Source organism: Paenibacillus sp. cl130 (assembly GCF_900116035.1).
Lineage (GTDB): Bacteria > Bacillota > Bacilli > Paenibacillales > Paenibacillaceae > Paenibacillus > Paenibacillus polymyxa_B.
In genome coordinates this window covers 31,281-46,972 of record NZ_FOYG01000004.1, presented here as the reverse complement: position 1 = coordinate 46,972, position 15,692 = coordinate 31,281, and the positions used below count along the sequence as shown (strand labels likewise).

Sequence of the window (15,692 nt, the reverse complement as noted above, 5' to 3'; positions counted from 1 at the left end):
TCACTGTGCTGATGGAAAAGTAACAATTTTACTGAAGCTGAATCTGATGTGCTCTCCACTGCGCAGCTCGGCCGCTCGTTCACGCGGCACAAACATTTTCAGATGATGGGTACCGCTATCCAGCGAAACTTCCGCATAATGCCCGAGAATCATCACTTGTCTGATCGTTCCGGCTAGAGAACCATTTTCTTCCGTCGTCAGAACAATATCCTCTGGTCTTACACCAATCATGGATTCACCTGTGTATTCATGCTCTTGTGCAAACGGTATTCCGCTCACAGAGACACTGCGACCTGTGCTCACCCCCTTTAATAAATTGATACGGCCAATAAAACCCGCTACAAAAAGTGACTGTGGCTTGTCATAAATCTCCTGCGGTGAAGAGAGTTGCTCAATTCGGCCCGCATTCATAACGACGATTCGGTCGGAAATGGACAGCGCCTCCTCCTGATCATGGGTGACGAACACCATCGTCATCCCTGTCTGGGTCTGGATATCGCGCAGCTCCTCTCTCATCTCCATGCGCAATTTGGCATCAAGCGCGGAAAAAGGCTCGTCCAGCAGCAATACATCAGGCTTTAGCAGCAAAGCCCGAGCGAGTGCTACCCGCTGCTGCTGACCGCCCGAGAGCTGTCCTGGCGTTTTACGCTCTGCGCTCTCTAGCCGAACCAGCGCTAGCGCTTCCTTCACCTGACGGTCAATTTCTGTCTTCTTCACCTTTCGAATCTTCAACCCGAAAGCCAGGTTGTCATACACGGTCATATGCGGCCACAAATTATAACTTTGGAACACCATAGCCGTCGGACGCTTTTCGGGCGGCAGCTTGAGTACGCTTTTACCCTGAATCTGAATGTCGCCACTGTCCGGGTCCAAAAAGCCGCCAATGGAGCGAAGCACGGTTGTTTTACCACAGCCGGAAGGTCCTAGCAGTGTCACCAGCTCTCCCTTCATCACGTCAAGTGAAATGCCTTTGACTCCGTCTCCTGTCTTGAAGCGCTTGGTTAACTCTTGAATGGATAATTGAATGGGCATTAGCTTAGGCTCCTTTTTCAGGATTTTGCAAACTCCTCTTTTGACCAATTACGTTATTTCACCTGAAATCCGCCTGCCAGTACATCCGCACTTACAAAACGCTTGGCTGCCAATAGCAGAATGATCGTTGGCAGAGTAAGAATGACAGAGAAAACAGCGCCCGTTGTGCTCGGATAATCAGCAATGATGGAATACATGATGACTGGCATTGTTTTATAGTCCGGTGTTCCGACAAGGAGTGTCCCCTGTGCTTCATCTAGTGAAGCAAGAAAGGTAAAGATGGAGGCGACCACAATGCCGGGCAGCGCCATAGGAAAGGTGATTTTCCAAAACACCCGAAATGGTCCGGCTCCGGCATCCCGCGCTGACTCCTCCTGTGCACGATGTACGCTGCGGAAGGCAGAGGAAGGAATCCAGGTCATATACATGAGCGTGTTTACCATATGGATAAGCACAATACCTGCAAAGGTGTTCATCAACCCGAATTGGTAGAATAGTACGGCAATGGACACATACAAACCCATTTTCGGAAAAGCATGCGTAAGCAGGAATGAGAAAAGAAACCACTTACTGAGCGGGAAAGAAATTCGTGCAAAGGCATAAGCAGCAGGAATACATACGATAATGGAGCAGACCGTAACGGTAATCGCAATCAGGAAGGATAGGGAAATCGAGCTGAGTACATCATCCTGGGTAAGTACAAACTTCCACCATTCCAGTGACAAGCTCTGCGGAAGCGGTGCAGGATACTGCCATTTTCCCGAAACCGCCAAAAGGAGAAGGTTGGTCAGAGGTCCCAGGAAAAAAATGACGAAAATGACAAGCACGATGAATTCCACAATTTTGCGTGTGCCGAGTGAGCGAAGATACCAGTTCATAATTCATCCCTCTCAAGACGTCTAGACGTCCGAGTCTCTTTTCTATTTGGATTATAGAGAGGGTTTGTTATCACAAATCGACAAGGAAGATAAGATTATGTAAAGGGGGAGGAACCATTTAACACTTCACAGAATAAAAAAAAGAGAGAGGCTGCTAACAGCCTCTCTCCTTGAACATGTATCAATAGCTATATCATTCTTGTCCTACAAATAAATCGGAAGCACCTGATTTGTTTGATCGCGATTACGCCCAACCGAGAAAATAGCAATTGGGATACCTGTCAGATCAGACACGCGTTGTACGTAATTGCGTGTAGTCTCAGGCAGTTCCTCCAGCGTTTTCACGCCAGTGATGTCTTCGCTCCAACCTGGCATTTCTTCATATACCGCTTCGCATTCCGCTAGCATTTTCAGGCTAGCCGGATAATGCGTAATCACCTCGCCGTGGTACTTGTAACCTGTGCAAATTTTCACTGTTTTCAGGCCAGTCAATACATCCAGCGAGTTCAGGGAAAGACCCGTTAACCCACTGACACGACGGGCATGACGCACAACGACGCTGTCAAACCAGCCAACACGACGAGCACGACCTGTAACCGTACCGTACTCATGACCTGTTTCACGAATGTAATCGCCGACTTCATCGTTCAGCTCAGTTGGGAAGGGTCCATCACCTACACGAGTTGTGTACGATTTAGCTACACCGATGACTTGTTGAATCTTGGACGGTCCCACACCGGAACCAATACATACGCCGCCAGCCGACGGGTTGGAGGACGTAACGTACGGATACGTACCTTGGTCGATATCGAGCATAACGCCTTGCGCACCCTCGAACAGTACCTTTTGATTTGCGTCAATCGCATCATTCAACACGACAGACGTATCTCCTACATAAGGACGGATAAATTCAGCATACTCCAGATACTGTTTCAGTATTTCTTCTACGTCCAGCGGCTCGCCGCCGTATACTTGTTCAATCACTTGATTTTTTTCTTTCGTTTGATGGCGCAGCTTCTTTTCGAATTCCTCTGCATCCAGCAAATCAGCAATACGAATACCGTTACGTGCAGCTTTATCCATATAAGCAGGACCGATCCCTTTACGGGTAGTACCAATTTTGTTAGGACCTTTGCGGTCTTCTTCCAGCACATCCAGCGTCATATGGTACGGCATAATCACATGTGCACGGTCACTAATGACCAGATTTTTTGTGGAAAAGCCATTATCATGAATGTAAGTAATTTCTTCAATAAGAGCGGCTGGATTTACTACCATGCCGTTGCCAATAACACACTTTTTATCTTCATAAAAAACGCCGGATGGAATCAGGCTCAGCTTGTACTTTTTACCGTCAATGAGAATCGTATGACCAGCATTGTTTCCGCCTTGGTAACGGGCTACCACTTCAGCGCTTTCCGCCAGATAGTCCGTGATTTTACCTTTGCCTTCGTCTCCCCATTGTGTTCCCACAACGACTACAGTTGACATGTTTCATTCCTCCGTGGAGTGCCCACAGACACTCTAATTTTGAGCTGACACACTACGCATATCCAACTTCAACCGCCTGAGCGAGCAGATATGGAGCGTTCTCGGACAGCAGGAAAAAACGTCCGTCGCAGACATTCCGTAGGTTCGGAAAGCCCCGGGCGTATTGTTCTCCCCACTGCGTTGAAGCAGCACTATAAGTGTAACAGCACCATTTTTTAAAGTCAAATAAAAAGCGAACATTATATTACATGAAAATAGTATTGTTCGTAATTGAGAGTTTCATTCCTTATATGAAATACGTGAATTCTATAAAAAAAGACCCTTTCGAGATCGCGAGATCCGCGTCGAAAGAGCCTTTTCTAATGATACTAATATGTTATCCGGCGAACGCATCCGAATGGGCACGCTCGTAATTAGCGAATTTATTATAATTTTTGAGAAAGACCAATTCTACCGTACCGACCGGGCCGTTACGCTGCTTGGCAATGATAATCTCAATAATATTCTTCTTTTCTGTTTCTTGATTATAGTAATCATCCCGGTACAGAAACGCCACGATATCAGCATCCTGCTCGATAGAACCCGATTCCCGCAAGTCACTCATCATCGGCCGCTTGTCTTGACGCTGCTCCACACCCCGACTCAGCTGGGAGAGGGCAATTACAGGCACTTCAAGCTCACGAGCGATTTGCTTCAATGTCCGTGAGATTTCGGATACCTCCTGCTGCCGGTTCTCGCCTGCTTTGCCTCGTCCGTGAATAAGCTGCAAGTAGTCGATTACGATCATACCCAGTCCCTTTTCCGTCTTGAGACGGCGGCATTTGGCACGGATATCAGCCACAGTGATGCCGGGCGTATCATCGATATAGATTTCCGCCTCTGACAAGGCTGCAATGCCCATCGTCAGCTTCGCCCAATCGTCGTCGCCTTTAAATTCACCTGTCCGCATGACGTTCGCGTCCAGATTGGCCTCGGCGCAAATCATCCGCTGCACGAGCTGAGCGGCCGACATCTCCAGACTGAAGATGGCTACTGTCTCTTTTGCCCGAACTGCAACGTTTTGCGCAATATTCAGAGCGAACGCTGTTTTACCTACGGATGGACGGGCGGCCACAATGATCAAGTCATTGCGCTGGAAACCCGCCGTCATCTTGTCCAAATCAACAAACCCGGACGGAATCCCGGTCGTATTGCCCTTGTTCTGATGCAGCAATTCAACGCGGTCAAACACTTCCATCACGACATCGCGGATGGCAATAAAGCCACTACCTGAGCGCCCGTTGGATATCTCCATAATCTTGCGCTCAGCATCGCTCAGCATACCAGCGACATCTTCGCCACTGCTATAGCCTTCGCTCACAATCTGTGTAGCTGCACGAATCAAGCGACGAAGCATCGCTTTTTCTTCAATGATCTGGGCATAGTAATCCACGTTAGCCGCTGTTGGCACCCCGTGAGCCAGCTTCGCCAGATAACTGACACCGCCGATATCCTCTAGCTGTCCCTTGTCCTGAATTTTCGAGGTCAGCGTAACCAAGTCAATCGGCTGTCCGGATTCACCCAGCTCAATCATTGCTTCGTAAATCATCTGATGAGCCTTATCATAAAAGTCCTCGGTCTGCACCCGCTCCATTGCGGTAATCAGTGCTTCAGACTGGAGCAAAATAGACCCGATAACCGCCTGTTCAGCCTCCAGATTTTGCGGAGGAATCCGATCAAAAAATTCGCCGCCCATAATTATTCTTCAGTCACCTGTACTTTCAGCGTAGCTTTGACCTCAGGATGAAGCTTAACGGTCATTTGAGTCACGCCCAACGTACGAATCGGTTCTTCCAGCTCAATTTTGCGTTTGTCCAGCTTGATGCCAGTTTTAGCTACTGCCTCCGCGATTTGCTTGCTTGTAATCGCGCCGAACAGCCGTCCACCTTCACCAGCCTTCGCCTTGAGCTGAATCGTTGTCTCTTCCAGCTTTTTGCCGAGCGCTTGAGCCTCTTCCTTTTCCTCTTGCTTGCGCTTTTCCTCAGCAGCATTCTGATTTTCCAGCGTCTTCATATTTCCTTCTGTCGCTGGACGGGCAACACCACGCGGCAACAGGAAATTCGCTGCATAACCGTCCGACACTTCCTTAATTTGCCCCTTCTTGCCTTGGCCCTTCATATCTTTAATGAATATCACTTTCATTCAAATAACCCCTCTTCCCCATCAATTTCGGCCAGCACGTCGACCACTCTGCGCTTAGCTTCCTCCAGCGGGCAATCCAGCTGAACCGCCGCATTCGTCAGATGTCCTCCGCCGCCTAGCCGTTCCATGACGACCTGTACGTTCATGCGTCCGAGTGAACGGGCGCTGATCCCCACCAGGCCGTCAGGACGTTCACTGACCACAAAGGAGGCCAGTACATCCGTCATATTGAGTAATGAATCCGCCACCTGAGCAATCAGGAGCTGCGGTATTTTCTGTCCGGGCTCAGTTACCGCAATTGCGATATGCCCATATATCATTTTAGCATGCTTAATAATTTCCGCCTTAGCAATATATTCATCCAAGTCCTCTTTTAACATGCGCTGGATCATTACTGTATCTGCCCCACTACGCCGTAAAAAGCCGGCTGCCTCGAATGTACGCGAGCCTGTATGCAGCGAAAAATGCTTGGTATCCACCGTAATCCCCGCCAGCAGTGATGTTGCCTCCAGCGGTGTCAGTTGGACCTTCTCATGGATATATTGCAGCAGCTCGGTCACCAGCTCACAGGCCGATGACGCATATGGCTCCAAGTAGATCAGAACCGAATCGTTAATAAATTCCTCGCCCCGACGATGATGGTCGACAACCACCACCCGGCTGGCCGTTTGCACCAGACGCGGCTCAATCGTCATTGAGGCCTTATGCGTGTCCACCACGACCAGCAGACTGTGCTCAGTCATCAGCTGGAGCGACTGCTCTGGCGTCATGAGCGCTTGCGATAACTTCTCATCCTTGTTTACCTGCTCCATCATTCGGTCGATAGACGGATTGGATTTATCCAGTACGATATGTGCCTCTACATTGTAAAGTGCCGCAGCCTTCCACACACCGATGGCCGCTCCCAATGCATCCATGTCCGGTATTTTGTGTCCCATGATCAGGACGCGGTCGCTCTCCTGCATCAGGTCACGCAGCGCATGTGCAATGACTCGGGCACGCACCCTGGTACGCTTCTCGACAGCATTGGACTTGCCTCCATAAAAGGACAGGCGCTGTCCCGCCTTCACTGCTGCCTGATCGCCCCCACGTCCAAGCGCCATATCTAGACTGGATTGGGCCAGCTCGCCTAGCTCCTTGATGCTCTCTGCACCGAAGGACAAGCCAATACTCAGTGTCATTGGTACTTTTAAATCCGCCGTCATTTCCCTTACGGTATCCAGAATGACGAATCGACTTTGCTCCAGCTCCTGAAGCGCTTTATGATTTAGCATAATGAGATAACGCTCAGAAGATAATCGACGCAAATAAATATTGTACTGATTAGCCCAAGATGTAATCTCGCTTGACACCTTTGCAATAAGCGCGGTGCGTTGCTGATCGTCCATTCCCTGAGCAGCCTCGTCCATATTATCGAGCATGACGATACCGAGCGCCAACCGCTCGTTTTCATACTGCTTGCGTAGCACCGCCAACTCCGTTACTTCATACAAATATATCAGACGCTCATCGGGCACGATCAGAAACTGATAATGACGCTCATCATGCTGTAGCTCCACCTTCAGCTCACGAGCAGGCTCCTTTGTTTCCTTCTTGGTGCTTAGAGCACCTGCGAGTTGAGGAAACAAATCTTGAAGAGACTCACCAATCAGCGATTGCTCCTCGAACATCTCCCCGGCAAACCGATTGTGCCATTCTACCGTTCGATTTTCACTGTATAAAATGATGCCGAACGGCAATGTACTAATCGCTTCCCCTTCCACCCGCTTGATCCGGAAGGAAAGACCGCTGATATATTGATTCAGTTCCCGACGAAAATCCAATTCCGTCTTCAGCATCAGTCCGCCGAGCAAGAATGACAGCAGCAGTCCTATCACACCCAGTTCCCAGTTGTACATGGAAATACATATGACAAGCACCAGCAGCAGTAAAAACGCCCAGACCGTCTGATAGCCGTGCCAGCGTTTTTGTAGAAATTTAGGCATGACTGTTCACCCTATTTCTTTGATCTTGTAATAGCTTCACGCAGCGGAAAGGCCAAATCAATAATACCTATAATGCGGAGCGGCTGGAACACCAGAACGACGAGCGACAGCAGCAACGCAATCACCGGGCTCATTTTACGGCTATGCGTCCAAAAGTATACAAAACCAATCGTCTGGATAATAAAACATGCATGAATCAGCGGTAGCATACTAATGGAAACCATTTGAATCCAGCTGCTATCGGAAGACCCTGCTATCCATTCAATTACAATTGCCAGCAGATAATACCAGATCAGCGCGCGCGGTAGCCTCCACTCGCGAGCAGGCTTCATTTTGCGTACCGGTACATCGAGACTGCTCAATGCCGGACGTGCCAAAGCATGCGTAATCACCGCCAATATGAACGAGGTCATGATCAGCACATACGGAATTTTTCCAATCAGCATTGTACCGAGTTTCTGCGTATCCTCCGCTGTCCAATTCATGTTCGAAAACATCGGATTAGCACTCAAAACCTGCTGTACTATACTTGCCGATATCGCGGCCTGATCACGAAGGTACTGCGAAAGATCAAACCCAAAAGAATACGTAGCGATAAACAGAACAACCAACAACTCGGCTAAAATAATGCCCATTCCGGTCATCAACGCCTGAAAAGCAGGTCCTCCCTTTTTATAAATCCGTCCCATCATTATTGAAGGAATCAGAAAATAAATCGCAGGGAGCAGCGAATACACATCGAGTAGCGCTATAATTAACAGCACCGGTATGACGTGGACCAGAAATCCTTTGAAAGGCAGCGATGAAAACAATACAGCGCCAGGCACAATCAGCAAAAATACGGTAATGATTCTTAATGGTGTCAATAGAGTCAGCAGCAGAAGCAAATAAATGACGCTCCATGCTACAGTTGCCAAGCGGAATTTCAACGTTTTCACCTCTTACGCATATGTTCTTCCAGTGCGGAAATGTCCTGATACCAATCCTCCAGCTGGTGTCCTTCTTTTCTGTGCTTTCTTAGCTTGTCGATGAGTAGATCATCCAATTCACGGTAAGACACTCCAAGGCGCCTCCCCAAAATATAACTGCTCATCACCAAACTCGCCAAACAATCACCAATGCGGGCTGTACTGCCTTCCCACATCGCCTTAAACAGACGGGAGACTTGGTCAAGCACCTCTGTTTTAAGCCATTCAATAACCTTGGCTCGTTTAACTACATCCATTTCTTTAGGCATATGATGAAGAGTCACACCCCTCTGAAAAAGCTTTATTCTCCATTATAGCATATCCTATTCTGAAAATAACTGTTACCCCATAAGGTAAATCGTTATTTTCGGACCAGCTTTGCTGCTTATTTTAGCTTGAAGTATTAAGCGATTCCCTGGACACAAATTTTTCACAATACTCAATAATCTGGCTGCGACGTACAATGCCAATAAACCGTTCCATATCATCTACGACGGGCACAAAATTCTGTACCTTCGCCAAATTAATTAAATCCTCCATGTTCGCGTCAATGGATACGGGCTTCATCGTAACCCGCAACGGAACGTCCTTAAGCATAAACTTAGAAGCGTTTTCAAAGGTGATTTTCCCCTCGGACTCTTTCATATGCCACAACAGATCACCTTCTGTAACTGTACCTGTATATCTACCTTCTTTATCCAAAATAGGAACCGCTGTAAAACGGTGATATTCCATCCGTTCCAACGTTTGCCGTAAAGTAGCATCCGCCGTTACACAAGCAACTTCCTGTTTGGGAAGCAAGAAAAAAGCGATGTTCATGAGAAACGAATCCCCCTCAAAATCAAATATAAATCAATTGATTATTCACTGAATGTCCTGCTTGTCGGGAAGCCTCAGCGTCTGCGGGGTTGTATCGGAATCTAGCCAGTTCGCAATCATAAGTCTGGCATATTCAAGTTCCTGTTCATTAGCCCGGTCATAATACAGGCCCTTCTTCTTGAACCCTTCCCCCGTAATCGTAAAACTTGAAATTTGTGGATTCCCCTGCGAAATAGCCTGCTTGCCAAGCCCAGTAATAAAAGTAGGTTCCATATCGGTTTTGAAATTGGCTCCCATAATATCGAGCAGCTCCGGGATTTTGGTAATTCCGTTGATATTCAGCAGCTTATCGGCCATAGCGTTCAAGAAAATTTGCTGCCGTTTTGTACGGTTGAAGTCGCTATCTTCCCGATATCTAACATAATACATGGCTTCCTCACCATTATAAAGCGGCTTGCCCGCCTCAATACGGAACTTGATATGCAGCGGATTCTTATTCTCAATGGGCTTGTCGATGGGAAGCACAACTCCACCCACTGCGTTCACCGCCTCCTGAATACCCTGGAAATTAATCGTAGCATAATAATCGGCCTTATGCTCCATCAACTTCTCTACTGTAGCCATGGACATATCTGCGCCTCCGAACGCATAAGCATGCCCCAACTTATCAAAATCATCCTCGCCATCGCGATTCGGATCATGTCCGACAATCTGTACGTACGTATCCCTTGGAATGGAAATCAAAAGCACACGCGATTCTGCGGGCCGTACTACTGCATACATAACCGTATCCGAACGACCACGCGCCTTTTCATTTGGCCTTTCATCTGTACCCAGTAACAGCACCGAAAAGGGCTCCTTACGGTAAGCAACTGTCTCTTGCTGCTGCTGTTCACCGGATTGTCGCGGCTGATAGGATTTCTCCAGCTTGCTCTCCAACGTCGGTGATACAAACCAATCAAAAGCCACCAGTGTCAGCTGTTTGCGGAATAGGTAGCCTCCCACTGCAATCAAAAATAAAACAATACATGAAATATATAGAGCGGTAAACCTCTTTTTCTTTTTGGGCTTTCCACTGGTCCTTCTCTTATGTCTTCTCTCCATAACAGGTACCTTCCTTCTTTCCGTCACAAATCCCATCTCTTCATTAAACCGAATTGGTCCCACATGAAGCGAAAACTTCCCCTCAAAGCATAAAAGGTCTGCTACCCTGTTGTCAAAAGTATCATGGCGTGGTCAGCTTCTCAAATTCATGCCAAAAAAGGCTTCGACCTCACGGTCAAAGCCCCAATTCATGTTTATTTTCGTATCCTATGTAGCTTTCAAAATCATTTTCCCCCTTAATGCGGGGCCAGTTTCACCAAATTTTGCAGTCGCACGGGGAAAGAAGTCGACAGGGCAAAACCATAATCGAACAACCTCCGTGTCTGCTCAAAACGCTCCTCCTTGCTCGGTGCACCCAACACCACAGCAACTAGCCGTCTTCCATGCTGCTCAGCTGTACCCGTGAAGCAGTATCCAGCATCGCTTGTGTATCCTGCTTTCAGTCCGTCCGTTCCCGCGTAAGAGTACGGTCCAGCCAAGGAAGGCAGCATCCAGTTCGTATTACTAATGTAGATGCCTTTATCCTTCAACTCCATCTGCGTACGGCTGGACGTTCTCAAAATCTCCGGGTGTGACGTAATCAAATAGGAGGCCAACTTCGCCGTGTCGCTTGCTGTCATTTTCGTTTCTCCCCGAATATCCTCAGGGTGATTCGGCCCCAATTCACTCTGCCCTGCTCCAGAGGCATTGCTGAAGCGACTATCGGATGACAACCCGATTTGGGCAGCTTTTCCATTCATACGCTTCACAAAAGCTGATTCATTCCCTGCTGAACGCTCCGCTAACGCGACAGCGGCATCATTCGCTGAATACACAACCATACTCTGGAACAATTCGGATACGGTCATCCTTTCACCATACCGGAGGGACAAATTCACACCGCCCACCGTACTCGCGTAACGGCTAATTCGCACTTCATCATTCCAGCCTAACCGTCCGGCCCGAATATCCTCCAGCACCAATAGCTCAGTCATGAGCTTGGACATATTTGCGGAAGGCATAGGCGTATCGCCGTTCACATCCATCAGTAATTCCCCAGTATGCATGTCCATCAGCACCGCAGCCTCTGCATCCACATTCGGCTTTCCGATCAACAGGCGGGGTCCAAGCGTAATAAAAATCAATATAATAAGTACCGGGACGACAATAGCCCAACGTAACCAATGTTTTTTCATCATCGTAATAACCTCCATACTTTATTAGACGATGAAAAATCCATTTTGTCTGCAATTTTTCGAAAAAAAGATACAATTTTTTTACCTTTTGTATTCCACGCCAAAATATCCGTCAATTCTGCTTTCAGGATGACGGATATTTTGCTTCCTAATTATATATTTTAGGCAAAGTGACAGGCTACAAAATGCTGATCGCCCGCATCGCGGTATACCGGAATCTCTGTTTTACAACGTGCTTCTGCCATAGGACAACGTGTATGAAACTTGCATCCTGAAGGCGGATTGGCCGGAGATGGGATGTCTCCTTTCAACACAATCCGTTGTCTCTTGATCGTGGGATCGGGAATCGGTACTGCCGATAGCAGCGCCTTTGTGTACGGATGAAGCGGATTACTGAACAGTTCCTCCTTGGAGGAAAGCTCTACCATTGAACCCAGATACATCACACCAATCCGGCTACACAGATGCTCGACTACACTTAGATCATGCGAGATAAACAGATAGGTCAATTGGCGTTCCTGCTGCAAATCACTTAACAAGTTAATAATCTGGGCCTGAATAGACACATCTAGAGCAGATACCGGCTCATCAGCCACAATAAAATCAGGATTCAAAATCAAAGCCCTTGCAATCCCGATCCGCTGACGCTGGCCGCCAGAAAATTCATGCGGATACCGATCATAATGATACGAGGATAGCCCACAAATATTCAGCGTTTCATTGACCTTCTTCCGCAGCTCACTACGATCAATCAACCCGTGATCCAGCAACGCCTCACCAATGGCTTCACCGACCTTAATTCTCGGGTTCAGTGAGCTAAAAGGGTCCTGAAAGACGATTTGCAACTTCGGACGAAGCGCACGAATCTGCTCTTTGTTTAACGCGTGCAAGTCTTCGCCTTTGTATCGTACCGATCCCTCTGTCTTATCCATCAATCTAAGAATCGTGCGTCCAATCGTACTTTTGCCACAACCCGATTCTCCTACCAGACCGAAGGATTCACCCTTATGAATGTTAAAGGATACATCATCGACTGCTTTCACATGTCCGACAGTACGCTGAAAAATCCCGCCTGTGATCGGGAAATACTTTTTCAGCCCTTCCACTTGAATCAAAGGCTCGCTCATATCCGTTGCCCTCCTTCTTTCTCATATAGCCAGCAGGCAACCTTATGACCATTCTCCTTTTCATTCAAAGGAGGAGCCTGATCCTTGCAAATTTGCATACAGTGGGAGCACCGATCATGGAAATGACAATTTTCTCCCAACTCAATTGGGTTTGGAACCTGTCCTGGGATGGAATAGAGTCGATCCATTTTCTGATTAATGACGGGCTTCGCCTTTAATAAGCCTTGAGTATATGGATGCTGCGGATTTTTAAACAGCTCAATGACAGGCGCCTCTTCAATGACATTTCCAGCATACATAACGACCACATAATCAGCCATTTCTGCCACGACACCCAAGTCGTGCGTAATGAGCATAATGGACGTTTTAAGCTTATCCTTCAAATCCCGCATTAAATCTAGAATCTGTGCCTGAATCGTCACATCCAGTGCCGTTGTCGGTTCATCCGCAATCAATAACTTCGGATTACAGCTTAATGCGATGGCAATCATGATCCGCTGGCGCATACCGCCACTCAATTCATGAGGATAGGAATGAAATATTTCCTCTGAACGTGAAATCCCCACCAAATTAATCAGCTCAATTGCCCGGGCATGTGCTTCTTTTTTACTCATTAATGTATGCATCAGCAATGGCTCCGTGATCTGTTCCCCAATCGTAAGCACGGGATTCAGAGAAGACATCGGCTCCTGAAAAATGATCGAGATGTCATTGCCGCGAATCTGCTGCATTTGACCTTTATTGAGTTTTAGGAGGTCTTTGCCCTCAAACCAGATTTGTCCGTCTGAGGTGTGGGGAGAATCAATCAACCTCATCATCGTCATCGCAGTTACACTCTTACCGCAACCAGATTCTCCTACCACACAGAGCGTTTCACCCTCACGAATTTTAAAACTGACGTCATTGACCGCTTTGACAGTTCCGTTAGAGGTATGAAAGTGGGTTTTCAGGTTACGAAATTCAATCAAAGCATTTTCCATAAACGTTCGTCTCCTACTTCTTCATTTTAGGGTCCAGCGCATCACGCAAACCGTCGCCAATCAGGTTAATCGCTACAACTGTAATTAGAATACACATTCCCGGTGGGACCCATATCCAAGGCCGTTTGCGGAAGTCAATTAGGTTATTTGCAGCCGATATCATATTCCCCCACGAAGGTGTGGGCGGCACAACGCCGATTCCCAAGTAACTGAGCGCAGATTCTGTAATAATCGCACCCGCTACTCCAAGCGTAGCCGTAACAATAATGGTAGGAATCGTGTTCGGCAGCAAATGTCGGAATATTTTGCGACGGTCTCTCAAGCCTAGCGCTTCCGTCGCCTGCATGAACTCCTGTTCACGCAGCGTAAGAATCTGCCCCCTGACCAGACGAGACAAGCTAGTCCAGCTCAAGACCCCGATAATGAGCATCAGAAAATAAATGCGATTCGACGGATCGACCTTCAAATCCGACAGAACAGCACCTAAAATAATAAGCAGCGGTAATGTAGGGAGTGCCATGAAAATATCGGCAATCCGCATAATAACCGTATCCACGCCTTTACGATAAAACCCTGCCAGCGCACCCAACGTCGCTCCAATCATGACCGAAATAAACGTGGCAACCAGTCCCACCGTCAAGGAAATACGGCCGGCCAGCATCGTACGCAACAAAATATCTCTACCAAACTTATCTGTACCAAGCCAGTACTTAGCATTAGGCGATAAATTTTTGTCAGCTAGCTTGTAATCATCTAAATGATAAGGTGAAATCATCGGTCCAAAACTACAAATGATAACCATCAGAATTAATATAACGAGACCAGCCAAAGCCAGACGGTTTTGGTTAAAACGGCGAATGGCGATTCTCCATGGAGACGCTTCAGGACGGATCGCCGCCTTTTGATTCGTTTCAATCGTGACTGTTTCTGCGGACAATAGTATCCCTCCTACTTCAAGCGAATTCTTGGATCTGCCATGCCATACAATACATCAGAGAGCAAATTACCGATAAGCGTAAGCAACGCTAAGAAAATCGTGAAGCCCAACATAAACGGATAATCCCGCATACTAATCGACTCCAGATAGACCTGACCCACACCCGGCCACACAAATACCTTCTCCAGAATCATCGCCCCACCAAATAAGGCCGGAAGCTCGAAGCCAAGTAGTGTGATGGCTGGAATCAGTGCATTGCGCAGTGCGTGCTTGAAAATAACCGTACGTTCCTTCAAACCTTTGGCGCGTGCGGTACGAATATAATCCTGACGAATGACCTCCAACATGCCTGTACGGAAATACCGGGTCAGACTTCCTGTGCTCAGCATCGTAAGTACGAGTGTCGGCAGGAACATATGCTTGAGAACATCCACCATATAAGCCCACGAGCCTGGCTCCATCCCTGCTGTGGTCATGCCCCCAACCGGGAGAATTCCCCACTCCAGGGCAAATATTTTGATGACCAATAGACCAATAAAAAATGAAGGCAGCGACATACATAAGAAAATGAATAATGTGACAAACTTATCGAATAACGAATATTGAAACTTGGCTGAAAATACTCCTGCAATAACCGCAATCAGCCAGCTAAAAATAAGACTAAAAAAAGCGATAATAAATGAGTTCCATACATAATTGCCAATGACCTTCGTTACCGGCTGCTTATGCTGTAATGAATCCCCCATATTCCCCTTTAACATATTACCGGCCCATATAAAATAGCGTTGGTATTCCGGTTTATCCAGCCCGTAGATATGTCGTAGCTGCTGCGCCTTTTCGGCCGTCATATTCGGGTTCTGCTTGGCTGTAATATAATCACCCGGCACCATGGCTGAAATCGCAAATACGATAATGGATATGCCAATAAGTGTGGGGATGAGTTGCAGCAGTCTTCGAATAATGTACTGCTTCATATTCATTCCTCCAGACGAATAAAGTGATATGCTCAGCTCGT

15 protein-coding genes are annotated in these 15,692 nt (G+C 47.4%); all 15 read right to left on the bottom strand.

The genetic code is table 11. The annotated features are described in order from the left end of the window. Positions 1-1,032, bottom strand: coding sequence for an ABC transporter ATP-binding protein (locus BM358_RS12540; RefSeq protein ID WP_028540976.1), 1,032 nt, complete (start codon positions 1,030-1,032; stop codon positions 1-3). A gap of 53 nt (positions 1,033-1,085) precedes the next feature. Then, entirely contained in the window at positions 1,086-1,910 is an 825-nt protein-coding gene (locus BM358_RS12535; RefSeq protein WP_023991134.1) for an ABC transporter permease, read from the bottom strand. Positions 1,911-2,114: 204 nt separating this feature from the next. Continuing rightward, the gene (locus tag BM358_RS12530; protein ID WP_023991135.1) at positions 2,115-3,401 is read right to left on the bottom strand and encodes an adenylosuccinate synthase; all 1,287 of its coding nucleotides are present in this window, start codon (positions 3,399-3,401) and stop codon (positions 2,115-2,117) included. Positions 3,402-3,777: 376 nt separating this feature from the next. Continuing rightward, positions 3,778-5,136: a replicative DNA helicase gene (gene dnaB, locus BM358_RS12525; protein ID WP_023991136.1), complete on the bottom strand. Its 1,359-nt coding sequence runs from the start codon at positions 5,134-5,136 to the stop codon at positions 3,778-3,780. Positions 5,137-5,138: 2 nt separating this feature from the next. After that, positions 5,139-5,582, bottom strand: coding sequence for a 50S ribosomal protein L9 (rplI, locus tag BM358_RS12520; protein WP_023991137.1), 444 nt, complete (start codon positions 5,580-5,582; stop codon positions 5,139-5,141). Further along, entirely contained in the window at positions 5,579-7,567 is a 1,989-nt protein-coding gene (locus BM358_RS12515) for a DHH family phosphoesterase (protein ID WP_023991138.1), read from the bottom strand. Before BM358_RS12515 ends, rplI begins: the two co-directional genes overlap by 4 nt. An 11-nt stretch (positions 7,568-7,578) precedes the next feature. Continuing rightward, positions 7,579-8,496, bottom strand: a complete 918-nt coding sequence (locus tag BM358_RS12510) for a DUF2232 domain-containing protein (protein WP_023991139.1) — start codon at positions 8,494-8,496, stop codon at positions 7,579-7,581. Between the two features lie 5 nt (positions 8,497-8,501). Next, a complete protein-coding gene (locus BM358_RS12505) occupies positions 8,502-8,804 on the bottom strand; it encodes a MazG-like family protein (protein ID WP_013312791.1) in 303 nt (100 codons plus the stop codon). A 121-nt stretch (positions 8,805-8,925) separates the two neighbouring features. Continuing rightward, positions 8,926-9,354 carry a CBS domain-containing protein gene (locus tag BM358_RS12500; RefSeq protein WP_013312792.1) on the bottom strand — a complete coding sequence of 143 codons (429 nt, stop codon included), beginning with the start codon at positions 9,352-9,354 and terminating at the stop codon, positions 8,926-8,928. A gap of 45 nt (positions 9,355-9,399) precedes the next feature. Then, positions 9,400-10,458: an LCP family protein gene (locus BM358_RS12495; RefSeq protein ID WP_023991140.1), complete on the bottom strand. Its 1,059-nt coding sequence runs from the start codon at positions 10,456-10,458 to the stop codon at positions 9,400-9,402. Positions 10,459-10,694: 236 nt separating this feature from the next. Next, complete coding sequence (locus BM358_RS12490; protein ID WP_023991141.1) at positions 10,695-11,636, bottom strand: D-alanyl-D-alanine carboxypeptidase family protein; 942 nt, start codon at positions 11,634-11,636, stop codon at positions 10,695-10,697. Positions 11,637-11,794: 158 nt separating this feature from the next. Then, on the bottom strand, positions 11,795-12,760 hold the full coding sequence (locus BM358_RS12485; protein WP_013312795.1) for an ABC transporter ATP-binding protein: 966 nt from the start codon (positions 12,758-12,760) through the stop codon (positions 11,795-11,797). Further along, complete coding sequence (locus tag BM358_RS12480) at positions 12,757-13,740, bottom strand: ABC transporter ATP-binding protein (protein WP_023991142.1); 984 nt, start codon at positions 13,738-13,740, stop codon at positions 12,757-12,759. Before BM358_RS12480 ends, BM358_RS12485 begins: the two co-directional genes overlap by 4 nt. A 13-nt stretch (positions 13,741-13,753) precedes the next feature. After that, on the bottom strand, positions 13,754-14,677 hold the full coding sequence (opp4C, locus tag BM358_RS12475; protein ID WP_028540977.1) for an oligopeptide ABC transporter permease: 924 nt from the start codon (positions 14,675-14,677) through the stop codon (positions 13,754-13,756). Positions 14,678-14,688: 11 nt separating this feature from the next. Then, positions 14,689-15,651, bottom strand: coding sequence for an ABC transporter permease (locus BM358_RS12470; protein WP_023991143.1), 963 nt, complete (start codon positions 15,649-15,651; stop codon positions 14,689-14,691). Between the last annotated feature and the right edge of the window lie 41 nt (positions 15,652-15,692).

What these genes read in the sequence shown, in the direction of transcription:
- BM358_RS12540 (WP_028540976.1), bottom strand. Translation starts at nt 1,032, where the DNA reads ATGCCCATTCAATTATCCATTCAAGAGTTAACCAAGCGCTTCAAGACA.
- BM358_RS12535 (WP_023991134.1), bottom strand. Translation starts at nt 1,910, where the DNA reads ATGAACTGGTATCTTCGCTCACTCGGCACACGCAAAATTGTGGAATTC.
- BM358_RS12530 (WP_023991135.1), bottom strand. Translation starts at nt 3,401, where the DNA reads ATGTCAACTGTAGTCGTTGTGGGAACACAATGGGGAGACGAAGGCAAA.
- dnaB (WP_023991136.1), bottom strand. Translation starts at nt 5,136, where the DNA reads ATGGGCGGCGAATTTTTTGATCGGATTCCTCCGCAAAATCTGGAGGCT.
- rplI (WP_023991137.1), bottom strand. Translation starts at nt 5,582, where the DNA reads ATGAAAGTGATATTCATTAAAGATATGAAGGGCCAAGGCAAGAAGGGG.
- BM358_RS12515 (WP_023991138.1), bottom strand. Translation starts at nt 7,567, where the DNA reads ATGCCTAAATTTCTACAAAAACGCTGGCACGGCTATCAGACGGTCTGG.
- BM358_RS12505 (WP_013312791.1), bottom strand. Translation starts at nt 8,804, where the DNA reads ATGCCTAAAGAAATGGATGTAGTTAAACGAGCCAAGGTTATTGAATGG.
- BM358_RS12500 (WP_013312792.1), bottom strand. Translation starts at nt 9,354, where the DNA reads ATGAACATCGCTTTTTTCTTGCTTCCCAAACAGGAAGTTGCTTGTGTA.
- BM358_RS12495 (WP_023991140.1), bottom strand. Translation starts at nt 10,458, where the DNA reads ATGGAGAGAAGACATAAGAGAAGGACCAGTGGAAAGCCCAAAAAGAAA.
- BM358_RS12490 (WP_023991141.1), bottom strand. Translation starts at nt 11,636, where the DNA reads ATGATGAAAAAACATTGGTTACGTTGGGCTATTGTCGTCCCGGTACTT.
- BM358_RS12485 (WP_013312795.1), bottom strand. Translation starts at nt 12,760, where the DNA reads ATGAGCGAGCCTTTGATTCAAGTGGAAGGGCTGAAAAAGTATTTCCCG.
- BM358_RS12480 (WP_023991142.1), bottom strand. Translation starts at nt 13,740, where the DNA reads ATGGAAAATGCTTTGATTGAATTTCGTAACCTGAAAACCCACTTTCAT.
- BM358_RS12470 (WP_023991143.1), bottom strand. Translation starts at nt 15,651, where the DNA reads ATGAAGCAGTACATTATTCGAAGACTGCTGCAACTCATCCCCACACTT.